Raw genomic sequence first — 23,782 nt, 5'->3', positions numbered from 1 at the left:
GAACCGGCACGGCCCGCGGCCACGCCCCCCGGCCCGGAACCGGCACGACCCGCCCCCACGCCCCCCGGCCAGGAACCGGCGGAGCCCCGTACCGGTGAGATCCGGCGGCACGAGCTGGCCACCTTCCTGCGCAGCCGCCGCGAACGCATCACGCCCGAGCAGGTCCAGCTTCCCCGCGGCCGTCGGCGGCGCACGCCGGGCCTGCGCCGCGAGGAGGTCGCCCAGCTCTCCGCCGTCGGGGTCACCTGGTACACCTGGCTCGAACAGGCCCGCGACATCCAGGTCTCCGAACAGGTCCTCGACGCGCTGGCCCGCACCCTGCTCCTGGACACCAGCGAGCGGGCCCACCTCTTCCAGCTCGCCGGAGCGGTCGACCCCACGCCCGCCGCGCAGTGCGCGGTGATCACCCCGGCGCTGCGCCGGATCCTGACGGAACTGGAGCCGGTCCCGGCCTGCATCCAGAACAGCCGGTACGACATCCTCGCGTACAACCGCACCTACGCGCGGCTGATGATGCGCGACCTCGACACGGTCCCGCCGGCCGACCGCAACTGCGTGCTGCTCGCCTACACCAACGCGGAGTGGCGCGCGTCGATCGTCCTGCTCGACGAGACCACGCGGTTGATGGCCGCCAAGCTGCGCGCGTCGATGGCCGGGCACCTGGGGGAGCCCGCCTGGAAGACCCTGCTGAAGCGGCTGCGCGCCGAGTCGGCCGCGTTCCGCGAGAACTGGGACCGGTACGAGGTGGCCGCCACCCGCGGCAAGACCAAACAGTTCGTGAACCCGTATGTCGGCCTGGTCACCGTCGATCACACCGACCTGTGGCTCGCCCCCGACCTGGGCGCCCGGATGGTGACCTACCCGCCCCAGGACGAGGAGAGCCGCGAACGGCTGGAGAGGCTGCACGCCATCGCCTTGGAGGCCGAAGGGGCGCAGGGGGCGGAGGCCGGGACGGAGACGGACGGCCGGAGCCAGGGCCGGGACGGAGTCGCAGCGTGGTCACGCGCGGAGGCGGCGGGGGTGGCGGAGGCGGCGGGGGTGGCGGGGGTGGCCTGACCCGGCCCTGCCCCACGACGGCCCCGGGCCGACTCGCCCGTCCCGAGACCGGTCCCGGCCCGTCCGGCCCGGGGCGACACCCGGACCCGGACCTGGGGACCCGCCCCCGTCAGGCGGCGGACGCGTCCTGGGCCCGTACCCCCGTCGCCTCCCGGATCTCCGGGGACTCCAGCAGACGGGCCGTGCGATCGGCCGACGCGCGGGCCCGGCGCCCGCTGCTGAGCCAGCCGAGGACGAGGACGGCGACACCGCAGCCGGTGATGATCCACCAGCCGGGGAGCGAGGCCGCGACGAAGGTGTCCCGGTAGGCGGAGGCCTGGATGCCGGAGGCGAGGGCCGCGCCGATGACGGCGACGCCGAGGGTCCCGCCGATCTGCCGGCTGGTCGAGGCGACGGCGGCGGCGACGCCCGCCTGCGAGCGGGGCATGCCGGAGACGGCGGTGTTGGTGATGGGCGCGTTCACGAAGCCGAAGCCGATACCGAAGAACACGTAACCGATCACGAGCGTGACGTTCGACGTCTCCGCCTCGAACCCCGCGAACAGCACGCCGCTGACGGTCATCGCGGCACCGGCGATCAGCAGCGAGGGCCGGGGCCCGCGGTTGCCGACCAGTCGCCCCGAGACGGGAGCGCAGACGAAGCACAGGAACGCCATGGGCAGCATCCACAGGCCCGCGTGCAGGGCGTTCAGGCCGCGCACGTTCTGCAGGTACAGCGTCGACAGGAACAGGAAGCCGCTGAGGGCGGCGAACGCGCTCACCGCGATGACGGTGGCCCCGCTGAACGGCACCGAGCGGAAGAAGCGCAGATCGATGAGGGGTTCGTCGCGCCGCGGCTCGTACCGCAGGAGGCCGAGCAGCGCGGCGAGCGCGATCGCGCCGAAGGACAGGGTCTGGACGAGCCCGGCGGTGGGCGCCTCGATGATCGCGTACGTCAGGGAGCCGAGCAGCGCGATGACGAGGAGCTGGCCGACCGGGTCCGGGCGGCGGGCCTTCGGGGCGCGGGACTCGGGCACGAAGCGCAGCGTCAGCAGGAGCGCGGCGAGGCCGACGGGAAGGTTGATCCAGAAGATGGAGCGCCAGCCCACGGTGTCGACGAGCAGTCCGCCCACCAGCGGTCCCGCGGCCATGGAGATGCCGACGACGGCACCCCAGACGCCGATCGCGCGGGCCCGTTCGCGCGGGTCCGTGAAGGTGTTGGTGATGATCGACATCGCCACCGGGTTCAGCATCGAGCCGCCGACGGCCTGGACCATCCGGAAGACGATGAGGGTGTCGAGGTTCGGGGCGAGGGAGCACAGCACCGAGCCGATGGTGAACAGGACCAGGCCCGTCATGAACACCTTGCGCCGGCCGATGCGGTCGGCCGTGGAGCCGGCCAGCATCAGCAGCGAGGCCAGCACCAGGGTGTACGCGTCGATGGTCCACTGCATGCCCGCGACGCTCGCGTGCAGCTCCTGCTGCATCGAGGGCAGGGCGACGTTCAGGATCGTGACGTCGAGGCTCACGATCAGCAGACTCATGCAGCAGATCGCGAGCACCAGCATCCGGCGGCGGTGGCTGAGCTCAGGCATGTCGTCAGCGTACGTCGCTTTCAATAGTGTGTCTAACTAATGACCACTACATGATCTTTCGCGCGAGCATCCGGCGCGGTACGCCACAATGGGGGAATGCCCACGCCCACGTCCACGGTGGACTCCCCGCTGAACACCTCGCTCTCGATCGGCCCCCACACGGCCCGGCCGCCCGTCGTCCTCGCCCCCATGGCCGGGATCACGAACGCGCCGTTCCGCACGCTGTGCCGCGAGTTCAGCGGCGGCAAGGGCCTGTTCGTCAGTGAGATGATCACCACGCGGGCGCTGGTCGAGCGCAACGAGAAGACCATGCAGCTCATCCACTTCGACGAGACCGAGACGCCGCGCTCGATCCAGTTGTACGGAGTCGACCCCGCCACCGTCGGCAAGGCCGTCCGCATGATCGCGGAAGAGGACCTGGCCGACCACATCGACCTCAACTTCGGCTGCCCGGTCCCCAAGGTCACCCGCAAGGGCGGCGGCTCCGCCCTCCCGTACAAGCGCAACCTGCTGCGCGCGATCCTGCGCGAGGCCGTCAGCGGCGCCGGGAACCTGCCCGTCACCATGAAGATGCGCAAGGGCATCGACGACGACCACATCACCTTCCTGGACGCGGGACGCATCGCGGTCGAGGAGGGTGTGACGGCCATCGCGCTGCACGGCCGTACCGCCGCCCAGCACTACGGCGGCACCGCCGACTGGGACGCCATCGCCCGGCTGAAGGAGCACGTGCCGGAGATCCCCGTCCTCGGCAACGGCGACATCTGGTCGGCGGACGACGCGCTGCGGATGGTGCGCGAGACCGGCTGCGACGGGGTCGTCGTCGGACGCGGCTGCCTCGGCCGGCCGTGGCTCTTCGGCGACCTGGTCGCCGCCTTCGAGGGCCGCGCCGACGCCTACGCGAAGCCGACGCTGCGCGAGGTCGCCGCGGTCATGGTCCGCCACGCCACCCTCCTCGGCGAGTGGATCGGCGACGAGGCGCGCGGTGTCATCGACTTCCGCAAGCACGTCGCCTGGTACCTCAAGGGCTTCTCGGTCGGCTCGGAGATGCGCAAGCGTCTCGCGATCACCTCCTCGCTCGCCGAGCTCTCCGACGGGCTGGCCGAGCTGGACCAGGACCAGCCGTGGCCGTCGGGCGCCGACGGACCGCGCGGCCGTACCTCCGGCAACAACCGGGTCGTCCTGCCGGACGGCTGGCTGAAGGACCCCTACGACTGCGCGGGCGTGTCCGAGGACGCCGAACTGGACACCTCCGGCGGCTGACCGGCTGACCGGCTGACCGGCTGACCGGCCGACCGGCCGACCGATGGATCCGACGGCCGTCCGGCGCGCGCGACGTCCGCACGCGCACCGGACGGCCCGGGCGCCGCCCCCACGCCGCCCGGTTCCGGAGTGGTCTCTAGGCCCCGCCCACCGCGGCGAGCAGCGCCAGTGGTGCCGCCGCCGAGCGGGACTCCCGTACACAGGCGTGCGGGTAGGGCACCGGCTGGGCGTGGGTGTCACGGCCGTAGCCCGCGATGACCTCGGGGAGGCGGTGCCCCGCCGCCGTGGCCGCGTCCACGAGTCCGTGCGCGACCGTACGGGCCTCGTCGTGCAGTCCGTACCGCGCCAGCCCCAGAGTGATCAGGGCGTTGTCGTGCGGCCAGACGGAACCGCGGTGGTACGACAGCGGGTGGTACGCGGACTGGCCCGCAGCGAGGGTGCGCACACCCCAGCCGGAGAAGAAGTCCGGTTCGAGGAGCCGCCGGCCGACCAGTTCGCCGTACTCCTTGTCCAGCAGGCCCGACCACAGCAGATGCCCCGCGTCCGAGGCGAGCGCGTCGACATGCCGCCCGTCACCGTCCAGCGCCAGCGCGGGGAAGGCGTGTTCGCTCATCCAGAAGTCGCGCTGGAAGCGGTCGCGCAGGTCGGCGGCGGCCTGTTCCAGCAGCGCCGCGTAGACCTCGTCGTCCCAGACCGTGCGGGCCAGCTGGGCGGTACGGCGCAGCGCGTCGTACGCGTATCCCTGCGCGCCCGCCGCCATCACCGGCCCGGTGGGGCGGCTGCCGTCGGCCGAACAGATGGCGCCGGGGGAGTCCTTCCAGTTCTGGTTCGCCAGACCGCCGCCGTCCGCGCGGTAGACGAGATAGCCGCGGGAGGTCAGCCCGCCGTGGTCCAGCATCCAGCCGATCGCCGCACGGGCGTTGGGCTCCAGACGGCGGGCCAGCGTCACGTCGCCGGTCTGCTCGGTGTAGGCGCCGAGCAGCACCAGGAACAGCGGCGTCGCGTCCACCGAACCGTAGTAACGCCCGTACGGCACCTGCCCGAAGTGCGCCAGCTCGCCGTGCCGCACCTCGTGCACGATCTTGCCGGGCTGGGCGACCGCGCCCAGCCCCACCTCGACCGCCTGGGTCGCGGCCAGCGCGGGCAGGGTGGCGGCGGCGAGCTGCGGCCGGTAGGGCAGCGCGAAGAGCGAGGTGAGCAGGGCGTCGCGGCCCAGCAGGGTGAGGAACCAGGGGACCCCGGCCGCGGGCACCCGCAGCTCCTCCCCGTCCAGGCCCGTCGCCGGCACCTGGAGCACGGCCAGGTCGGACAGGCCGCGCGCACAGGCCGCGGCGAGCTCCGGCCAGCCGGTCGGGAACGGCACCCCCTGCGCGAACTCGCCCTCCAGGGCCAGGAGTCGCTCGCCCGCCGCGGCCGGCGAGGCGGGAACGCGCGGCTCGTGCGTGGCGCCGTGCGGACGCGCCGCGACGCGCAGCGCCAGCTCCGCCGAACCGTGCGGTTCGAGGTCCAGGGTCCACACGAGCCGCCGCGCGCCGGTGCCCGTCTCCTCCACCCCGTCGGGCGCGGGCTCGGAGGTGACCGTCGTACGGGACCGCCACTCCCCGCGCCGGTAGCTGAACTCGACCCCGTCGTCCAGGACCTGCCGCTGGCGCACGACACCGGTCTTGGCGTACGTGCGGTGGTCGGAGCGCAGCTCGAACTGATCGGTGAAGTCGGCGTCCGCGGTGACCGCGATGCGGACCGTGGTGGCCGTCGGACGGTTGCTGGTGACGCGCAGGGCCTCCACGAACGAGCCCTCGGCGACGGCCTGTTCGCGGAAGAGCGTGTACGCGGGCGGTTCGTTGCGGCCGCCGCGCGGCACCAGCACACAGCGTGCCGTGTCCCCGTCCGCGACCGGGGTGAGCGCCTCGGGCACCGCGCCGTCCACCGTGAGCTGCCAGCGGCTGAGGTGCCGGGCGTCCCGTACGAATAATCCGTCGGGAGAGCTGCCGCCCCGCACTCCGCTGATGTCCCCGCCGTCCCCCACGGCGGCGAACGTTCCACCGTGCACGAGCAGATGATGCCGGTCCGTCATCCCCGGTCCCCTCCCTTGGCGTCCGCCTCGAACTCGTATGCGCGCTGTCCCGCACCGCCGGCGCCGGTACCCGGTGCCGTGTCGGTCAACGCGTCGCGCCCCTGCGGGGACACGACCGGTGCCGCCCCGGAGGGCTCGTGCAGCAGATCGAGCGTCAACGCCGCCGTCCAGCTGAAACCGAGTGCTCCGCAGGCCTCGCCGGTGAACGGGTCCACGTACTCCGCGAACCCGGACTCCCCGGCGGTGTCCAGCAGGGCGGTCCGCAGCGCGTCCGCCCTTCCGTGCTCCCCGTGCAGCCGAAGCCCCCGCTCCAGCAGCCAGTTGGTGTTGAACCAGGCGGGGCCGCGCCAGTAGCGGTGCGGATCGAACGCCTCGCCGGTCAGGTCGTAGCTCGGCACGAGCCGTGCCGCCCCGCCGAGGCCGAAGCGCGGCCCGCACGCGGTCCGCACGAGCGTCGCGGCGATGTCGCGCGGCAGCGCGGGCAGGACGAGGGGCAGCAGCCCGGCGACACTGGGCTCGGGGATCAGCGCGCCGCCCCGGCCGGCCCGCTGGTCGCGGCAGAAGAACATGCCCTCCGCCGGGTCCCACAGCCGCTCCACCAGCGCCGCCGTCAGCCGTTCCGCGCGCGCGTGCCGGGCCGTCCCCGTCGCGCCCAGTTCCCGCGCGATCTCGGCCAGCGCGTGCTCCGAGGCGATCAGCAGGGCGTTGAACAGCGGGTCCTCGACGGCGAACTCGCCGCCGCCGTCGGCGTATCCACGGTCCCGGTAGTCGGCCGCCAGCTGTACGTACCGCCCGTAGTCGAGATCCGTCGGCCGATCCTCGGGAGCGCCGTGGTCGAGGTCGGCGCGCCGGAAGGAGCGGGCCGGCGCCGGGGTGACACGGCTGAGCGGGGCGTCCCAGCAGGGGCTGTTGTCCATGCCCTGCTCCCACGGATGGACCACGCTGGCCAGGCCCCCGCCGCCCAGGTCCCGGCGGTGCAGGAGATAGCGGTGCCAGGCCGCCAGGCGGGGATACATCCGGGAGAGGAACGAACGGGCCCTGGACAGCCCCGGGTCCGCCCGGTGCACCAGCCACACCGCGAGCGCGTGCACCGGTGGCTGCACGATGCCTGACGTCTGTAGCGTGCGCGGGGCGCCCGCGGCGCGCCCGGCGGAGGAGGAGCGCCAGAAGTCGGGGCTCGGGAAGTACGCGTCGAGCGGGACGGAGGGGTTGAACACGATGTGCGGCACACGCCCGTCGGCCCACTGCGCGCCGAGCAGGGTCTCCAGCTCCGTCTGCGCCCGCAGCGGGGACAGATGGCGCAAGCCGATCGCGATGAACGCCGAGTCCCAGGACCACTGGTGCGGATACAGGCCGCGCGAGGGCACCGTGGACGTTCCGGTCCAGTTGCCCTCCAGCACCCGGGAGGCCCTGAGGTGCAGCGACCCCGACGGTCCGCCGGGATCGTATACGGGTGGTCCGCTCCGGACGACGCCGTCCGCGCGGGGCGGGGAGGGCGGGCCGGAGGCGTGCGCCGGAGTGCCGGAGGTACGCACGGGGGCGACGGGGCCCCAGTGCAGGGCGGTGAGCTGGGTTGTGCTGTCCACTCAGGTCTCCCCGAAGACGTCCGGCCGGCCGGTTCGGCAGTGTCTGCCGTAGGGTTACGTCTATTTAACACGCAAAACTCAATATGTAATGCAGAGTTGGGGAACGCAAGAGGGTGCGCATGACGGAAAGGCGGGGATTGGCCGTGAGGACCGGGAACCAGGCAAGCGCCGGAGAGCTGCTCGAACTGGTGCGCAGCGGCCGGGCCACCACGCGCGGAGCGCTCCAGCGGGCCACCGGTCTGTCGCGGGCCACGGTCGGCCAGCGCCTTGACCGGCTGTTCCGCGCGGGCTGGCTCCGTGAGGGGGCGGGCGGTCCCGTCGACTCACCGCTCGGCGGACGCCCCTCCATCACCCTGGAGTTCGACGACGGGCACGCCGTCGTCCTCGCCGCCGACCTCGACACCCGGCACGGCCGCGCCGCCGTCCTCACCCTGACCGGTGAGATCCTCGCCGAGCACGCGGGCCCCCTGGTCGTCGACGACGGGCCCGAGGCGGTCCTCGGCGAACTCGGGCGCTGGTTCGCCGAGCTGGTCGCGAAGTCCGGCCGGAGCGCGGACGCCGTCTGCGGGATCGGGCTCGCGGTGCCGGGCCCCGTCGACAGCGAGACCGGCCGCGTGGTCCAGCCGCCGATCATGCCGGGCTGGGACGGCTACGACATACGGGGCCGGCTGGGCCGCGCCTTCGCCGAGCACGCGGGCACCGGCGCCTCCGGTGTGCCCGTGCTCGTCGACAACGACGCCAACCTCATGGCGTACGGGGAGCAGCGCGCCGGCTATCCGGACTGCTCGGCCTTCGCGCTGGTCAAGGTCTCCACCGGTATCGGCGCGGGCATGGTCGTCGGCGGCACCGTCTACCGGGGCATCGACGGCGGCGCCGGCGACATCGGGCACATCCGGGTGGGCGCGGACGCGCTGTGCCGGTGCGGCTCGTACGGCTGTCTGGCCGCCGTCGCCAGCGGCGGCGCGGTGGCGCGCCGGCTCGCGGAGTCCGGGGTCCCGGCCACGTCCGGCTCGGACGTGCGCGAGCTGCTGGCGTCCGGGCACCCCGAGGCGACGGCGCTCGCGCGCGAGGCGGGCCGGCAGGTCGGGGACGTCCTGGCCACCGTGGTGACCCTGCTCAACCCGGGGGTGCTGATGATCGCCGGGGACCTGGCCGGCACCCCGTTCCTCACGGGCGTCCGGGAGCTGCTGTACCAGCGGGCGCTGCCGCGCTCCACCGCTCATCTGGACGTGGTGACCTCCCGGCTCGGGGAGCGGGCCGGGCTCGTGGGCGCGGGTGCGCTGGTCGTGGAGTACCTGTACGCGCCGGAGCGGGCCGAGGAGCGGCTGGCGGCGCTCGGCGTGTGACCGGGCGTCCGTGCCGGGCTCCGTGCGTGGCGTCCGTGCCGGGGCGTCCGTGCCGGGCCTTCGCGCGTGGCGTCCGTACCGCGGGGTTTCCGTGTCCGGCCTCCGCGCGTGGCGTCCGAGCCGGGTGTCCCGTACCGGGCCTCCGCGCGTGGCGTCCGTGTGGGGCATCCCCGTGGGGCATCCGTGTGAGACGTCCGCGTGTCGTGCCCGTATCTCCGTGTGTCGTGCCCGGATCGTGGTCCGCATGATGAAATCCGGCTCCTCCTGGCGGCGTGATTCTCGCCACCCTTGATAGGGGTCACGCTCAGATGAGCGGATCTTGCGCGACTGCACTTCCCTAAGGGGTGGCACTCAGTGCCACTCGATGATCGTTCATCGATTGAACTCAGGCGTGCCGAAGTCCGCTCACCTGAGCGCTCGGAGTGGTCCGTGTGCGGTGTTGCGTTCAAGAAGTGAAAACATCGGTCTCCGATGGCTTGCCAAGCTTTGACTTTGGATCTGGTGGCGGACGAGTGGTTACAGGCACATGACGCGCAAGTGGACGTACCCATGCGCCTTCGATCTGGGTATGTTCCCCGTCGTCAGGGCAGCCACCGCGACGTCGAGGAGTCGAGACTCGTGTCGGAAAACAAAGATCCCCACGTAGCCGAAAGCGGCGTTGGTGGAGCGAAGTTCGTTTATGACTTCACCGAGGGCAACAGGGACCTCAAGGACCTGCTCGGGGGCAAGGGTGCCAACCTCGCCGAAATGACCAACCTGGGTCTCCCCGTCCCGCCCGGCTTCACCATCACCACCGAGGCGTGCAAGACGTACCTCGACAGTGGCGACGAGCCGGCGGCACTGCGTGACGAGGTGAGTGCGCACCTCGACGCCCTCGAGGCCAAGATGGGCAAGAAGCTTGGCCAGGCCGACGACCCCCTGCTCGTCTCCGTCCGCTCCGGGGCCAAGTTCTCCATGCCCGGCATGATGGACACCGTCCTGAACATCGGGCTCTCCGACAAGTCCGTGCTGGGTCTGTCCCGGCAGGCCGGCGACGACCGCTTCGCGTGGGACTCCTACCGCCGCCTCATCCAGATGTTCGGCAAGACCGTCCTCGGCGTGGACGGCGAGCTCTTCGAAGAGGCGCTGGACGCGGCGAAGGAGCTCAAGAAGGTCACCGTCGACACGGACCTGGAGGCGGCCGACCTCAAGAAGCTCGTCACCAAGTTCAAGAAGATCGTCAAGACCGAGGCCGGCCGGGACTTCCCGCAGGACCCGCGCGAGCAGATGGACCTCGCCATCAAGGCGGTCTTCGACTCCTGGAACGGCGACCGCGCGAAGCTGTACCGCCGCCAGGAGCGCATCCCGCACGACCTCGGCACGGCCGTCAACATCTGTTCGATGGTCTTCGGCAACCTCGGCCCCGACTCCGGCACCGGCGTCGCCTTCACCCGCGACCCCGCCTCCGGCCACCAGGGCGTCTACGGCGACTACCTCCAGAACGCCCAGGGCGAGGACGTCGTCGCCGGTATCCGCAACACGGTCCCGCTCGCCGAGCTGGAGTCGATCGACAAGAAGTCGTACGACCAGCTCATGCAGATCATGGAGACCTTGGAGAACCACTACAAGGATCTCTGCGACATCGAGTTCACCATCGAGCGCGGCCAGCTCTGGATGCTCCAGACGCGCGTCGGCAAGCGCACGGCGGGCGCGGCCTTCCGCATCGCCACGCAGCTCGTGGACCAGGGCCTGATCGACGAGGCCGAGGCGCTCCAGCGGGTGACGGGCGCCCAGCTCGCGCAGCTGATGTTCCCGCGCTTCGACGAGGACGCGAAGGTCGCCCAGGTCGGCCGCGGCATCGCCGCCTCGCCGGGCGCCGCGGTCGGCAAGGCGGTCTTCGACTCGTACACCGCGGTCAAGTGGTCCCGCTCCGGCGAGAAGGTCATCCTGGTCCGCCGTGAGACGAACCCCGACGACCTGGACGGCATGATCGCGGCCGAGGGCATCCTCACCTCGCGCGGCGGCAAGACCTCCCACGCGGCCGTCGTCGCCCGCGGCATGGGCAAGACCTGTGTCTGCGGCGCCGAGGAGCTGGAGGTCGACACCAAGCGCCGCCGGATGACCGTGCCCGGCGGGCACGTCGTCGAGGAGGGCGACCTCATCTCGATCGACGGCTCCAGCGGCAAGGTGTACCTCGGTGAGGTCCCGGTCGTCCCGTCCCCGGTCGTGGAGTACTTCGAGGGCCGGATGCACGCGGGCGCCAACGACGCCGACGAGCTGGTCGAGGCCGTGCACCGGATCATGGCGTTCGCCGACCGCAAGCGCAGCCTGCGCGTCCGCGCCAACGCCGACAACGCCGAGGACGCGCTGCGTGCCCGCCGCTTCGGCGCCCAGGGCATCGGCCTGTGCCGTACCGAGCACATGTTCCTGGGCGACCGCCGCGAGCTGGTCGAGCGGCTGATCCTCGCGGACACGGAGTCCGAGCGCGAGGAGTCGCTGAAGGCGCTCCTGCCGCTCCAGAAGAAGGACTTCGTGGAGCTGTTCTCGGCGATGGACGGCCTGCCCGTCACGGTCCGGCTCCTGGACCCGCCGCTGCACGAGTTCCTGCCGGACATCACCGAACTGTCGGTGCGCGTCGCGCTCGCCGAGTCCCGCAAGGACGCCAACGAGAACGACCTGCGCCTGCTCCAGGCGGTGCACCGCCTGCACGAGGCGAACCCGATGCTGGGCCTGCGCGGTGTGCGTCTCGGCCTGGTCATCCCCGGCCTGTTCACCATGCAGGTGCGGGCCATCGCGGAGGCGGCCGCCGAGCGCAAGAACGCCAAGGGCGACCCGCGCGCGGAGATCATGATCCCGCTCGTCGGCACCGTCCAGGAGCTGGAGATCGTCCGCGAGGAGGCCGACCAGGTCATCGCCGAGGTCGAGGCGGCCACCGGTGTGCAGCTCAAGCTCGCGATCGGCACCATGATCGAGCTGCCGCGCGCCGCGCTGACGGCCGGCCAGATCGCCGAGGCGGCGGAGTTCTTCTCCTTCGGCACCAACGACCTCACCCAGACGGTGTGGGGCTTCAGCCGCGACGACGTGGAGGCCTCCTTCTTCACTGCGTACCTGGAGAAGGGCATCTTCGGCGTCAGCCCGTTCGAGACGATCGACAAGGACGGCGTCGGCTCCCTGGTGAAGTCCGCGGTGCAGGCGGGCCGCGCGACGCGCCCCGACCTGAAGCTCGGCGTCTGCGGCGAGCACGGCGGCGACCCCGAGTCGGTCCACTTCTTCCACGAGGTGGGACTCGACTACGTCTCCTGCTCCCCGTTCCGCATCCCGGTCGCCCGCCTGGAAGCGGGCCGGGCGGCCTCCAGCTCGAAGGGCAGCGACCACCGCTAGCCCCGAGAGCCACCGACCCCGGAGCCGCCGCCTGTCCCCGACCCTCAAGACCGATGGGCGGCGGCTCCGGCCCACGAGAAAGGGCGACACCCTGTGCGGGGGTGTCGCCCTTTCGGGCGTGGGTAGCGGGGGGCTGCCGAGCGACACCTGAGCACGGCCGCCGCAACCCTTTCCGGACCCCGTGGGTCACACGTGTGCAGCACGGAGGGCCGGGACCCTCCCGGCGCATGGGGAGGGTTTCGGCCGGATGGCACGACGATCATGGATACGCGCGGTCGCGGCGGCGGCGTGCGCGGTGGCGCTGATGGCGGGGCTGTTCGGCACGGGGCCGGCCCGCGCCGACGCGGCGGACGGCGTACGAGGGATGACGGTCAAGTTCGTCGAGCACGAGCTCTTCATCGGGACGGAGCCGGCGAACGTGTTCGTGGCCTACCGGTGGAAGGTGGCCGGCGAGGGCGCGGCACACCACGTCCACCTGACCGTCGACCTGTCCGGAGTGGCCGACTTCGCCGAGCCGGCACCGTCGGAGCACTGCGACGGCAACCTCTGCACACTGGACCTGGCGTCCGCCACCTCGGACTCCCACGCCATCACGCTGGTCCCGAAGCCCGGTGCGGCCATCGGCAGCAGCGGCACCCTGACCGTCTCCGGCACGGCGTCGGACGCCACCGTCACCGGCGACCACGTCACCCTGACCAACGGCAAGACGCAGCTGAAGGTGAGCGAGTCCGCCGAGCGGCTGGACCAGGTGCCGGGCGACATGCTGACCTTTCCGCTCGACGTGTGGAACACCGGCCGACTCCCGGCCGCCAAGGGGGTGGAGCTGCGGATCGACACCACCGCCGGGCTGCACCTCCAGGGCTCCTGGGCCAACTGCCGCGACGTGTCCGCGAGCGGCCGCGGTGGGCACATCGTGCACGAGACCCTGTGCGACTTCCCCACCCCGGTGGAGCCCGGCCGGCGGTACGCGCTGTCGTCGCCGCTGCGGGTCGAGGTCGGCGACGAGGCCCTGCACGACGAGATCTACTACGTCGTCACCCCGCTCGCCGACGCCGCCCCGGTGAACGGCCCCGGGACCCCGCTGACCCTGGTCCCCGACGGCGCGGTGCCGTCCGACGGGAACCACGAGCCGTCCTTCGTCACCTACGTCGACAGCGTCAACCACGCCGACTTCGCCGTCACCGGGGACACCGCCACCGGGCGGCGCGGCGGTCACGCCACGCTGCACGCCACCGTGGTCGACCGGGGGCCGGCGCTGGTGGAGGACCTCCTCGACGACGACGTCGCCCTCGAGGTCCTCGTCAAGCTGCCGCCGGGCACGAAGGCCACGAAGATCCCGCGCAACTGCTACCCGCCGGGCACGGACGGGTCGTACCACGGCCCCCGGTTGGGCTGGACCACCTACGAGTGCGCGTTCACCGACCCCGCCCCGGGAGACAGACACGTCCTGCCGTTCACCGTCGCCATCGGCCCCCGAACCCCGGCCGTCTCCACGGGCCAGATCCACACGGAGGAATTCTTCGAGGGGTTCGACCCCGACGCCTCCAACGACAGCGCGGCGCTGACCCTGCGGCTGGCACAGGACGGCTCGGGCGGCCCTTCCGCAGGGTCCGGACCGCTGACCGGCACCGGATGGGGCGGCTGGACCGCCTGGGCGGCCGGGGCGCTGTTGCTGGCCGGCGGTGTGGCCGTAGCGCTCTTCCGCCGGTCCCGCGGCGGGAACTGACACGTCGTCCGGGGTCGCGAAGCGCCTGGTCGGGTCAGGAATGGAAGCCGCCGGTGAGGGTCGCGGCAGCAGCCGCACCCACGACGACATGCTCAACGCCGACACGATGCAGCCCGGCCCCAGGATCGGGGCCATGGTCCCCGAGGGCTGGAGCGCGCCCGGCTTCACATAGCCCGGAGCCGGTCGCACACAATCGTCGGGCGCTTCATCCAGCGCGCGGCCCCGAGATCCATCCCGCGTCGAACGTGTCGGGGACCGGATGACGGACGCCTCCGTTGGCGGTCAGCCAATGTAGGGTTCTTCCCGCGCGTAATCGAGACCGTGCCGGATGCACAGCATCGAAGGGTGGATATCCAACCCGTCAAGGTCCGCCGGATCAATTTCTAGCGGACCTCCTTCGATTCGCTGCACGTCTCTAGAGAACCGCCGATCGGGTGGGCCCGGAAGCAGATGGAGGACTGTTGCCCAACTTCGCCGTTGTCGTAGGCAGTAACGTGCTAAGGGTCGGTGTAGAACCCCACGATGATGAGTGCGTTTCAAACCCTTCCGTCATCGCGGTGTCGGTTCCTTTGTCTTCCCGCTGCATGGTCACGGCTGTCGACTCGGACTCTCCGGGCGTTAAGCGGACGGGAACTCCGGAGGTAAGTTGAGAAGGCCAGTTACGGTTCCTGCCGGATTTGATCAGGGAGGAAATAATCTCCCAGGCCGACAGGTGGTCCTTCCGCCTCGGCTATGTTGAGCGCTTCATCCATGATCGTGACGAACCTTCGGAACTTCCTGTCGCTGCTGGAAGCCTCGGTATGCCAAACGGCCCTTGTGTTCTTCCAATGGTTGCGTCCAGCTTCGCCGCGCATCGTGCGCACCGCTGCGTAACGCAGAATGTCATCGGATATCATTCCATTGGCATGCTCAGCGCGCCATCCATTGTAGATTGCGCTAAGGAATGCTGTGCGACGATACTCCTCGCGTGTCATCGGATACATGGGAGGCTCCCAGCAAACCAGCAACGCAGGGTCCTCGACAGACTGTAGGAGCAGTTCGCGTAGGGAGGAGCGAGATCTATCCGCGTTCTCAATTCGAAGCTGCCGCGCCTGCAAAATAAGAGACCATGCAATCCCTAATAGTGCTGCACCAGAGAGTGGTATCGATACCGCACCATATGTCTGACTGATATCACTCAACAGTCCCCATTTCATTTCGTTGGGAGCTGCAAGGGTTAAAATGAAAGGAATTGCGAAAGTCAGGATCGTGATGCCCGTGCATGCGGCCACCCAAGGTGCCCACTGTGAAATGCGTCGCCCCTTGTTCATAGATTAGCCATGTCGCTCAGGCTCGGGAAACACGGCCAGCGGGCGGGGTAGCCAAAAGCTTGAGAGGGGACTCTTCCAGTCGTGCGCAATTCTAGATATTGCTGGTGCATTCACTTTCTGTCTCCCTGAGGAAGTGTCAAACTGTCTAAATGATGCGCAACTAGCCTCAGTATCGACGTTGCGGCACCCGTTGTGAATACCGCGATCAACGTGTTCTGGCCGATCGAGCCAGAGTCGCTGCTGCACTTACCGAGGGGCGCTCATCTGAGCATCTTGGTGACGTCGATCTCGTGGTGAGTAGCCTTCCGTGCGTTCAGTGCATCGCGAGGGCTGGTGCACGAGTTGAGTGACCTCCGTTTGTGCAGCGGGCCGCTTGCCTGGCCGTTTCTGTACCAGAATCGACATCGTTCGAATCTCTTCAGGCGGGGGGCGACCTGAGTTCCCAGGTCGAGAAGGCGCTCGCGCACCTTCGGCCTCCGCTGTTGGCCACCAGCGCCGCGGGTCTCGGTCGGCAACGGCTTCCAGTACTACGACATCTGGGGCTGATCACCGCAGGCGGGCGCCGGTTCGGGGAAAAGGGCGGCGGGGGTCGGACGTGTGTGCGACTCTCCGGGCGTGAGTGGATCCTTCAGGGTGCACAGCGTGTTCGCGGCGGTGCTCGCCGTCGCCCTTCTCCTGTTCGTCGCGGTCACCTGGCTGCCGGGCCCGTCGCCGGTGGACGGCACCGGGTGGGCCGCCCTGACCGTGATCGGGGCCGTCGTCCTGGTGCCGGCCGCCCTCGTGGTGCGGCTGCGGCTGAACGACGTGGAGGCCGAGCTGTGGCCGGCCTTCCGGGAGCTGCGCCGGCCCTTGCGCAGGGCGCTCGTCGCGCTGCTGCTGACGGCCGCCACGGCGCTCGTCCTGTCGGTGGTCCACGGCGACCTCCTCTACCAGGAACCGGAGGCCCTGGCAGGCCGGTACTACGCCTCGAAGGTCTCCGGCGACCGCGGTCGCATCGAGGTGACCAAGGCCGGATACGAGGCCGTCGTCGAGAACGAGCAGCGCGTTCTGCTCTCGCTCGCGGGCTGCGTCGCCGCCTTCGGGGCCTGCGCCGCGTTCACGGCCCGCGAGATGTTCCGGCTGGACCGGCGCTCGTAGGGTGGGGGCGAGGCAGTGGGAGGAGTGGGGGCATGGGCGGCTGGGGCGTGAAGGACATACCCGGGCAGCGGGGGCGGGTGGCCGTCGTCACCGGGGCCAACGGCGGGCTGGGGTTCGTCACCGCCCGCGAACTGGCGCGCGCCGGGGCCCGGGTGGTGCTCGCCTGTCGCAGTGAGGCGCGCGGCGGGGCGGCGGCCGAGCGGATCGCCGCCGAAGTGCCCGGCGCCGAGGTGGAGTTCGGCCGTCTCGACCTCGGGGACCTCGCGTCCGTGCGGGAGTTCGCCCGCTCCTTCTCGTACGACCGTCTCGACCTGCTCGTGAACAACGCGGGCGTGATGGCGCTGCCGTACGGGAGAACCGCGGACGGGTTCGAGACGCAGTCGGGGGTCAATCACCTGGGGCACTTCGCGCTCACCGGGCTGCTGTTCCCGCTCGTCGCGAAGACCCCCGGCGCGCGGATCGTCACCGTGTCGAGCATGATGCACGTCCTGGCCGACGTCGATCCCGACGACCTCGCCCGCGGCGAGAAGGGGACCTACCGCAAGTGGGTCGCCTACGGCCGGTCCAAGAGCGCCAACCTCCTCTTCACGCACGAGCTCGCGCGGCGTCTCGCCGTCACCGGGTCCGACGTCGTCGCGGCCGCGGCGCACCCCGGGTACGCCTCCACCGACCTGCAGACCGCCGGGCCCCGGCTGGAGGGGCGCAAGGGTGCCGAGCGGCTGATGGAGATCGGCAACCGCGTCCTCGGGCAGAGCGCCGAGGCCGGGGCGCTGCCGACGCTGTACGCGGCCACCGCACCCGGAGTGCAGCCCGACACCTTCGTCGGACCCTCCTTCGCGATGTGGCGCGGCTCGCCCGCGACGTCCTGGCGGGCCGGCCGGACCCGGGACGACACCCGGGCGGAGCTGCTCTGGACCGCCTCGGAGCGGCTGACGGGCGTCGTCTACGAGGGGCTCAAGGGCTGACGCGACCGGGCTCCCCGACCGGCCTCTCCGGTCAGGCTCCCCGGCCGGGCTCTCCGGTCAGGCTCTCCGACCGGGCCCCCCGACCGGGCCCCCCGACCGGGCCCCCCGACCGGGCCCCCCGACCGGGCTCCCCGGTCGGGCTCCTTGAGTGGGGCGGCCCGCCCTGACCAGGCGCGGGCCGCCCCCGGCCCGGACGTCCGGACCCGCCCGGTTCAGGCGGCCCGTACCTCGTACGTCGCCACCCGCACCTCCTCGTCGTCCAGGCACTGCCCGGACTCCAGGTCGAAGCGCTGCTTGAGCAGCGGGGAGGCGACGAACGGGCGGCCCCGGTGGGTGCCGGTCAGGCCGCGGGAGAGCACCGCCGCCCCGGTGAACGGATCACGGTTGTCGATCGCGTACGAACGTCCCGCGCGGTCGGTGAACAGGGCGACCTGGCGGCCGTCCGGGAGGAGGGCGGCCACGCCCCGCCCCGGTGTCAGCAGCGACAGTTCGCAGACCGTGAACCATTCCTCCCCAAGGAGGAGTTGGATGGTCCGGGCGGTCGTGGTCCGGCTCGTCTCGGGCGCCAGGGTCATCGCTGGGCACTTCCTTCCAGGAATGGGGTCTCCCCTGCTCGAGCGGAGCCGAGAGCTTGGGGACGGGTGCCGATGGTCAGCAGGGGCAGGTCGGGCTTGATCTGGTCGCGCTCGGGGACGAAGCCGACGACCGGGTCCGGGGTGTCGGGGGCGTTCACGAAGGACACGAACCGGCTCAGCTTCTCGGGGTCGTTGATGGTCTCGGCCCACTCGTCCCGGTAGTTCGCGACATGCGCGGTCATCAGCGACTCCAGCTCCTCGCAGATGCCGAGCGAGTCCTCCACGACCACCTCGCGGACGTGGTCCAGGCCGCCGGGAATCCGCTCCAGCCAGGTCGAGGTGCGCTCCAGGCGGTCCGCGGTGCGGATGTAGAACATCAGGAACCGGTCGATGAGCCGGACCAGTTCGGCGTCCGACAGGTCCTGCGCCAGCAGGTCCGCGTGGCGCGGGGTCGCTCCGCCGTTGCCGCCGACGTACAGGTTCCAGCCGTTGGAGGTGGCGATGACGCCGAAGTCCTTCGACTGGGCCTCCGCGCACTCGCGGGCGCAGCCCGACACCGCCGACTTCAGCTTGTGCGGGGACCGCAGGCCCCGGTAGCGCAGCTCCAGGTCGATCGCCATCCGGACCGAGTCCTGCACGCCGTACCGGCACCAGGTCTGCCCGACGCAGGACTTCACCGTCCGCAGCGACTTGCCGTACGCGTGCCCGGACTCGAAGCCGGCGTCCACCAGCCGCGCCCAGATCAGCGGCAGTTGCTCCACCCGGGCGCCGAACAGGTCGATCCGCTGACCGCCGGTGATCTTCGTGTAGAGCCCGAAGTCCCTTGCCACCTCGCCGATCACGATGAGCTTCTCGGGAGTGATCTCGCCGCCGGGGATGCGCGGCACGATCGAGTACGAGCCGTTCCTCTGGAGGTTGGCGAGGAAGTGGTCGTTGGTGTCCTGGAGCGCGGCCTGTTCGCCCTCCAGGACGTAGCCGTCGGCGCCGATGGTGGGCGCGAGGGAGGCGATGATCGAGCCGACCGCCGGCTTGCAGACCTCGCAGCCGTCACCGCCCCGGGCGTCCTCACGGCCGTACCGGTCCAGCAGCGTGCGGTACGAGGTGATCCTCAGCGCCAGGACGATCTCGTACAGCTCCTCGCGGGTCTGCCCGAAGCAGCCGCACAGGCCCTTGTCGACCTCGACGCCGCTCGCCTCCAGCTCGGCGGTGACGAGCTGGCCGAGCACCTTGACGCAACTGCCGCACCCCGTACCGGCCTTGGTGCACTTCTTGACCTCGGGGACGGTGGTGCACGAGTGCTCGGTCACCGCGCCGCGGATCGCACCCTTGGTGACGTTGTGGCAGGAGCAGATGACCGCCTCGTCCGGCAGCGCGGAGGGGCCGAGCTGGGCCGGGGCGCCCGCGCCCGCCGGCAGGACCAGGGACTCGGGGGAGACCGGCGGGACCGAGCCGGTGAACGCGCGCAGCGTGCCGTACGCCTCCGCGTCGCCGACCAGGATGCCGCCGAGCAGCGTGCCGTCCCGGCCGATGACCAGCTTCTTGTACAGGCCCGCGCGGGAGTCGGAGTAGACGACGTCCAGACAGTCCTCGGTGGTGCCGTGCGCGTCGCCGAAGGACGCCACGTCGACACCGAGGAGCTTGAGCTTGGTGGACAGGTCCGCGCCGGTGAACGCCTTCTCGTCCCGAGCGATGGTCGCCGCGGCCGTCTCCGCCTGCTCGTAGCCGGGTGCCACCAGGCCGTAGACCCGGCCGTCCGCCGCCTGCGCGCACTCGCCGATCGCCAACACCCGAGGGTCGGCGACCGTACGGCACTGCTCGTCGACGCTGATGCCGCCGCGCTCGCCGACCGTCAGACCGCAGTCGCGGGCCAGCTGGTCGCGGGGGCGGACACCGGCGGAGAACACCACCAGATCGGTGGCGAGTTCGGAGCCGTCGGAGAGCTTCATCCCGGTGACCGCGCCGTCCTCGCCGACCACGATCTCCTGGGTGCCGACCCCCGTGTGGACGGACAGGCCCATCTCCTCGATCGTGCGCAGGAGCGCGGCCCCGCCACCCTCGTCGACCTGTACGGGCATCAGCCGGGGCGCGAACTCCACGATGTGGCTGGTGAGTCCTAGGCCCTGGAGCGCGCCCGCGGCCTCCAGCCCGAGCAGGCCGCCGCCGACGACGGCTCCGGTCGTCGCCCGCGCCTTCGCGTACGCCTCGATGGCGAGCAGGTCGTCGATCGTGCGGTAGACGAAACAGCCCTCGGCGTCCTTGCCGGGGACCGGCGGGACGAAGGGGAAGGAACCGGTGGCCAGCACGAGGGTGTCGTAGCCGACCGTCAGTCCGGACCGGGCCGTCACGGTGCGCGCGGCCCGGTCGACCGACTCGGCCGGGTCGCCGACGCGCAGCTCGATGCCGTGCTCGCGGATGAATTCCATGTCGGTCATGGAGAGGTCCTCGGGGGTCCTGCCCGAGAAGTACGAGGTGAGGGCGACGCGGTCGTAGGCGGGGCGCGGTTCCTCGCACAGCACGACCACGCGGTGCGTGGCGGTCAGGCCGCGTTCGGCGAGCGCTTCGAGGAAACGCTGACCGACCATGCCGTGGCCGACGAGAACGATCGTGGGGATGGCCCCCGGGGCGGCAGTCATCAGGAGCCTCCGTCGTTGGTGAGCAGGTGGAGCAGAGGGGCGCCGCCGGCGGGGAGCGGCTCGGCTCCCTCCCAGGCGCGGGCGAGCGCGCCGACGGTGCCGAGTTCGCCGACGAGAACCCCGCCGACGAGACGGTCGTCGCGGACGACGACCTTGCGGTAGGTGCCACGGGTGGCGTCCGCGAGCTGGACGACGTCGTCGCCGGGGCGCGGCTCGGTCTCGCCGAACGCGGCGAGGTCGAAGGGCGCGAGCCCGGAGCGGCCGGGACCGGAGCGGGCGGGACCGGTGGTTGTGGGACCCGCGGTGATGGGACTCGTGTTGGTGAGACCCGCGGGGTCGTCCCGTCCGGTCAGGGTGAGCCGGGTCAGGGAACGGGTGCCGGTGTAGCGGGCGTTCGCGTTCCCCGCGAGCAGTTCGGCCAGCACGTCCGCCTGTTCGAGGGCGGGTGCGGCGAGACCGTAGAGCGTGCCGTCGTGCTGGGCGCAGTCGCCGATGGCACGGATGTACGGGTCGCTGGTGCGCAGTTCGTCGTCGACGAGGACGCCCTTGTGGACGGCGAGCCCGGCCGCCTCGGCCAGGCCGGAGCGCGGGCGCACCCCGCAGGCCAGCACCACCAGGTCGGCGTCGAGCGCGTAGCCGTCGGCCAGTTCCACCGAGCGGACCGCGCCGCCCAGGCAGCGCACGTCCCGCACCCGGCACTCGGTGTGCACCTCGACGCCGAGGTCCAACAGGTGCCGCAGCACCAGCTTCGAGGCGTTCGGGTCGAGCTGGCGCTCCATGAGCCGTTCGGCCTGCTGGGCGAGGACCACCTGGGCGCCGCGCACGGCGAGCGCGCGGGCCGCCGAGACGCCCAGCAGGCCGCCGCCGACGACGACCGCCCGTACCCCCGGCCGGACGGCCTTCGACAGGCCCAGGCAGTCGTCCATGGTGCGGAACGCGTGGACGCCCTCGGGCAGTTCGTGGTGCGTGTCCGTGAACAGGCCGCGCAGCGGCGGCAGCACCGGGTTGGAGCCGGTGGCCAGGACCAGCGTGTCGTATGCGATCTCCGTGCCGTCCGAGCGGCGCACGGTCCGCGCGAGGCGGTCGATGCCGGTGACCCGGGCACGGACCAGCTCCGGCGGGGCCGGGAGCGAGATCACCTCCGGCTCGTAGCGTCCGGCCAGGACCTCGGCGAGCAGCACCCGGTTGTAGGGCCGGTGCTCCTCCTCGCCGACGACCAGCGCGGACCCGCCGAGCTCACCGATCCGCCGGGCGAGCCGGACGCCCGCGAGGCCGGCTCCGATCACCACCACACGCGTATTCGAGGTCATGACCACACCGTGCGGTGCCGGTGTTACCCGGTGGCATCACCTCTGTTTCCCGGGAGGAACGCTGCCCTCAGCGAGGGCGGGGCCGCGGTGTGAGGGCCGGGAAGGCGGCGCGAACCTCTGGAACCGCTCAAGCTTCCCGGGGTCCGTGCAGCGCGCACGCATCCGTCCCATAGGGTCGCGATCATGCCCGACATATCGCTGACCATGACTCTTGTGCTCTGCGCCGCCGCCCTGGCGGCCGGCTGGATCGACGCGGTGGTCGGCGGCGGGGGGCTGCTCCTGCTGCCCGCCCTGCTGCTCGGGATGCCCGCCGGCTTCCCCGCGGCCTACGCGCTCGGCACGAACAAGGCGGTCGGGATCGTCGGGACCACGGGCGCCGCCGTGACGTACGCGCGCAAGACACCCGTGGACGTGCGCCTGGCCGTGCGGATCGGCGTCGCGGCCCTCGCCGGGTCGACGGCGGGCGCGTTCGTCGCGGCCGGGCTGAGCACCGAGGTGCTGAAGCCGGTCGTCATGGTCGTCCTGCTCGCCGTCGGCACCTTCGTCATCCTGCGGCCCGCCTTCGGCACGGCGCCGCCGACCACCGCGGTCAGCGCGCGCCGCGTCCTCGCCGCGATCGGCCTGGCGGGCCTCGGCATCGGCTTCTACGACGGGCTCATCGGCCCCGGCACGGGCACGTTCCTCGTGCTCTCCCTCACCGCGCTGCTCCACCTCGACCTGGTGACCGCCTCCGCCACCGCCAAGATCGTCAACTGCTGCACCAACGCGGGCGCGCTCGCCACCTTCGCCTGGAAGGGCACGGTGTTCTGGGAGCTGGCCGCCCTGATGGCCGTGTTCAACCTGGCGGGCGGGATGGTCGGGGCGCGGACCGCGCTCAAGCAGGGCAGCGGGTTCGTCCGGGCGGTGCTGCTGACGGTGGTCTTCGCGCTGGTGGCGAACCTGGCGTACCAGCAGTGGCTCGCCTGAACACCCGGGTCCGCACAGCGCCTGAACACCCGGGTCCGCACGGCACCGTGGGCCTCCTCCGGCCCCATCCGCCGGACGGAGTCCTGCCCGATCCACCGGCCCGGTCCCGCCCGATCCGCCGGACAGGCCCTAGTGGCCGCTGCCCGTGAGGTGGGCGAAGACGACCACGTTCCCCTGGTAGCCCGTCGTCCGTGAGTAGCCGCCGCCGCAGGTGATGACCCGCAGCTCGGGCCGGTTCGCGGCGCCGTACACCTTCGCGTCGGGGAAGGAGCGGGCGTCGTACACCTCGACGGCGTCGACGGTGAAGACGGCCGTCCTGCCGTCGAGCCGGTCCACCTCGACCGTGCCGCCCTTGCGGAGCGAGCCCAGGTCGTAGAAGACGGCGGGACCCTCCGCGTTGTCGACGTGCCCGGCCACGATCGCGGTGCCGCGTTCGCCGGGGGCGGTCCCGGACTCGTACCAGCCCGCCAGGTTCTTCTTCTCCGCGGGCGGCACGTCCAGGCTGCCCTGCGGGGTGAGGCCGAGACCGATCAGCGGGGCGTCCACGCCGATCGCCGGGATGCGGATGCGGTCCGGCGGGGAGTGCGGCATCGCGGGGGCGGCGGACCGGGCCCGGTCCCCGGAGGCCGCCGCCTGTGCCGCGGAGGGCTGGGGAGGCGGGTGCGCCTCGGCGCCGCGGCCCAGCAGCCAGGCGCCCGAGCAGAGCGCGACGACCGTGACCGACGCTATGACGGCATTGCTGACCCGGCGCACGCGAGCCTCCTCACGGGGTTCCTTCCGGGGACGGACCGGCCGGCGCCCGCGACGGCCTCGGGGTGTGCTGAAGGAGCCGGTCCCTTCCCCCTCCGGGCCGCGAGGGGCGTCGGGCCACGGAGGGGGAGGGACGGCGGTACCGGCGGACG

17 protein-coding genes and 1 pseudogene are annotated in these 23,782 nt (G+C 71.7%); 9 read left to right on the top strand and 9 right to left on the bottom strand.

Going from position 1 to position 23,782, the window contains the following annotated elements; all coding sequences use genetic code 11:
* Positions 1–99: 99 nt before the first annotated feature.
* The gene (locus ACFYYF_RS27185; RefSeq protein ID WP_388780346.1) at positions 100–1,056 is read left to right on the top strand and encodes a helix-turn-helix transcriptional regulator; all 957 of its coding nucleotides are present in this window, start codon (positions 100–102) and stop codon (positions 1,054–1,056) included.
* Between the two features lie 109 nt (positions 1,057–1,165).
* On the opposite strand, the gene ACFYYF_RS27180 is transcribed toward ACFYYF_RS27185, so the two are convergent.
* The gene (locus ACFYYF_RS27180) at positions 1,166–2,629 is read right to left on the bottom strand and encodes an MFS transporter (protein WP_388780135.1); all 1,464 of its coding nucleotides are present in this window, start codon (positions 2,627–2,629) and stop codon (positions 1,166–1,168) included.
* Positions 2,630–2,725: 96 nt separating this feature from the next.
* Here ACFYYF_RS27180 and dusB point away from each other — a divergent pair, with 96 nt between their 5' ends.
* Positions 2,726–3,892 (top strand): tRNA dihydrouridine synthase DusB, encoded by a 1,167-nt coding sequence (gene dusB / locus ACFYYF_RS27175; RefSeq protein ID WP_388780133.1) that lies wholly within the window; start codon positions 2,726–2,728, stop codon positions 3,890–3,892.
* Between the two features lie 136 nt (positions 3,893–4,028).
* Here dusB and ACFYYF_RS27170 read toward each other — a convergent pair whose 3' ends face one another.
* Positions 4,029–5,966 carry a glycogen debranching N-terminal domain-containing protein gene (locus ACFYYF_RS27170; RefSeq protein WP_388780131.1) on the bottom strand — a complete coding sequence of 646 codons (1,938 nt, stop codon included), beginning with the start codon at positions 5,964–5,966 and terminating at the stop codon, positions 4,029–4,031.
* Positions 5,963–7,552: a hypothetical protein gene (locus tag ACFYYF_RS27165; RefSeq protein WP_388780129.1), complete on the bottom strand. Its 1,590-nt coding sequence runs from the start codon at positions 7,550–7,552 to the stop codon at positions 5,963–5,965. The genes ACFYYF_RS27170 and ACFYYF_RS27165 overlap by 4 nt, the downstream gene beginning before the upstream one ends.
* 119 nt (positions 7,553–7,671) lie before the next feature.
* Between ACFYYF_RS27165 and ACFYYF_RS27160 the strand changes: the two genes are divergently transcribed.
* From ACFYYF_RS27160 to ACFYYF_RS27145, 4 genes are all read left to right on the top strand, one after another.
* Positions 7,672–8,898: an ROK family protein gene (locus ACFYYF_RS27160; RefSeq protein WP_388780127.1), complete on the top strand. Its 1,227-nt coding sequence runs from the start codon at positions 7,672–7,674 to the stop codon at positions 8,896–8,898.
* A gap of 618 nt (positions 8,899–9,516) precedes the next feature.
* Entirely contained in the window at positions 9,517–12,258 is a 2,742-nt protein-coding gene (gene ppdK, locus ACFYYF_RS27155) for a pyruvate, phosphate dikinase (protein WP_388780125.1), read from the top strand.
* Positions 12,259–12,505: 247 nt separating this feature from the next.
* Positions 12,506–13,984 (top strand): hypothetical protein, encoded by a 1,479-nt coding sequence (locus ACFYYF_RS27150; protein WP_388780123.1) that lies wholly within the window; start codon positions 12,506–12,508, stop codon positions 13,982–13,984.
* Between the two features lie 40 nt (positions 13,985–14,024).
* Positions 14,025–14,156 (top strand): hypothetical protein, encoded by a 132-nt coding sequence (locus tag ACFYYF_RS27145; protein ID WP_388780121.1) that lies wholly within the window; start codon positions 14,025–14,027, stop codon positions 14,154–14,156.
* Positions 14,157–14,266: 110 nt separating this feature from the next.
* Here ACFYYF_RS27145 and ACFYYF_RS27140 read toward each other — a convergent pair.
* Both ACFYYF_RS27140 and ACFYYF_RS27135 read right to left on the bottom strand, forming a co-directional pair.
* Positions 14,267–14,508, bottom strand: a pseudogene (locus ACFYYF_RS27140) (NUDIX hydrolase); the annotation flags it as partial.
* 135 nt (positions 14,509–14,643) lie between these two features.
* Positions 14,644–15,294, bottom strand: a complete 651-nt coding sequence (locus ACFYYF_RS27135; protein ID WP_388780119.1) for a DUF6082 family protein — start codon at positions 15,292–15,294, stop codon at positions 14,644–14,646.
* Positions 15,295–15,909: 615 nt separating this feature from the next.
* Here ACFYYF_RS27135 and ACFYYF_RS27130 point away from each other — a divergent pair.
* Both ACFYYF_RS27130 and ACFYYF_RS27125 read left to right on the top strand, forming a co-directional pair.
* Positions 15,910–16,431: a hypothetical protein gene (locus ACFYYF_RS27130; RefSeq protein WP_388780117.1), complete on the top strand. Its 522-nt coding sequence runs from the start codon at positions 15,910–15,912 to the stop codon at positions 16,429–16,431.
* Positions 16,432–16,463: 32 nt separating this feature from the next.
* Entirely contained in the window at positions 16,464–17,396 is a 933-nt protein-coding gene (locus ACFYYF_RS27125) for an oxidoreductase (RefSeq protein ID WP_388780115.1), read from the top strand.
* A 212-nt stretch (positions 17,397–17,608) separates the two neighbouring features.
* On the opposite strand, the gene nirD is transcribed toward ACFYYF_RS27125, so the two are convergent.
* Genes nirD through ACFYYF_RS27110 form a run of 3 tightly spaced genes read right to left on the bottom strand, consistent with a single transcriptional unit; the run spans position 17,609 to position 21,914 of the window.
* Entirely contained in the window at positions 17,609–17,971 is a 363-nt protein-coding gene (nirD, locus tag ACFYYF_RS27120; RefSeq protein ID WP_388780113.1) for a nitrite reductase small subunit NirD, read from the bottom strand.
* On the bottom strand, positions 17,968–20,604 hold the full coding sequence (gene nirB / locus ACFYYF_RS27115) for a nitrite reductase large subunit NirB (RefSeq protein ID WP_388780111.1): 2,637 nt from the start codon (positions 20,602–20,604) through the stop codon (positions 17,968–17,970). The genes nirD and nirB overlap by 4 nt, the downstream gene beginning before the upstream one ends.
* Positions 20,604–21,914 carry an NAD(P)/FAD-dependent oxidoreductase gene (locus ACFYYF_RS27110; protein ID WP_388780109.1) on the bottom strand — a complete coding sequence of 437 codons (1,311 nt, stop codon included), beginning with the start codon at positions 21,912–21,914 and terminating at the stop codon, positions 20,604–20,606. Before ACFYYF_RS27110 ends, nirB begins: the two co-directional genes overlap by 1 nt.
* A gap of 183 nt (positions 21,915–22,097) precedes the next feature.
* Between ACFYYF_RS27110 and ACFYYF_RS27105 the strand changes: the two genes are divergently transcribed.
* Entirely contained in the window at positions 22,098–22,880 is a 783-nt protein-coding gene (locus ACFYYF_RS27105) for a TSUP family transporter (RefSeq protein WP_361690687.1), read from the top strand.
* 129 nt (positions 22,881–23,009) lie between these two features.
* On the opposite strand, the gene ACFYYF_RS27100 is transcribed toward ACFYYF_RS27105, so the two are convergent.
* Entirely contained in the window at positions 23,010–23,633 is a 624-nt protein-coding gene (locus ACFYYF_RS27100) for a class F sortase (protein WP_388780107.1), read from the bottom strand.
* Between the last annotated feature and the right edge of the window lie 149 nt (positions 23,634–23,782).

Source organism: Streptomyces sp. NPDC001914 (genome assembly GCF_042891215.1).
GTDB lineage: Bacteria > Actinomycetota > Actinomycetes > Streptomycetales > Streptomycetaceae > Streptomyces.
This window is presented reverse-complemented; position numbering and strand designations above follow the sequence as displayed.

Excerpts from the sequence above, each read along its gene's own strand:
- ACFYYF_RS27105 (WP_361690687.1), top strand. The coding sequence starts at position 22,098 with ATGCCCGACATATCGCTGACCATGACTCTTGTGCTCTGCGCCGCCGCC.
- ACFYYF_RS27150 (WP_388780123.1), top strand. The coding sequence starts at position 12,506 with ATGGCACGACGATCATGGATACGCGCGGTCGCGGCGGCGGCGTGCGCG.
- ACFYYF_RS27145 (WP_388780121.1), top strand. The coding sequence starts at position 14,025 with ATGGAAGCCGCCGGTGAGGGTCGCGGCAGCAGCCGCACCCACGACGAC.
- nirD (WP_388780113.1), bottom strand. The coding sequence starts at position 17,971 with ATGACCCTGGCGCCCGAGACGAGCCGGACCACGACCGCCCGGACCATC.
- ACFYYF_RS27180 (WP_388780135.1), bottom strand. The coding sequence starts at position 2,629 with ATGCCTGAGCTCAGCCACCGCCGCCGGATGCTGGTGCTCGCGATCTGC.
- ACFYYF_RS27125 (WP_388780115.1), top strand. The coding sequence starts at position 16,464 with ATGGGCGGCTGGGGCGTGAAGGACATACCCGGGCAGCGGGGGCGGGTG.
- ACFYYF_RS27110 (WP_388780109.1), bottom strand. The coding sequence starts at position 21,914 with ATGACCTCGAATACGCGTGTGGTGGTGATCGGAGCCGGCCTCGCGGGC.
- dusB (WP_388780133.1), top strand. The coding sequence starts at position 2,726 with ATGCCCACGCCCACGTCCACGGTGGACTCCCCGCTGAACACCTCGCTC.
- ACFYYF_RS27160 (WP_388780127.1), top strand. The coding sequence starts at position 7,672 with ATGACGGAAAGGCGGGGATTGGCCGTGAGGACCGGGAACCAGGCAAGC.
- nirB (WP_388780111.1), bottom strand. The coding sequence starts at position 20,604 with ATGACTGCCGCCCCGGGGGCCATCCCCACGATCGTTCTCGTCGGCCAC.
- ACFYYF_RS27170 (WP_388780131.1), bottom strand. The coding sequence starts at position 5,966 with ATGACGGACCGGCATCATCTGCTCGTGCACGGTGGAACGTTCGCCGCC.
- ACFYYF_RS27135 (WP_388780119.1), bottom strand. The coding sequence starts at position 15,294 with ATGAACAAGGGGCGACGCATTTCACAGTGGGCACCTTGGGTGGCCGCA.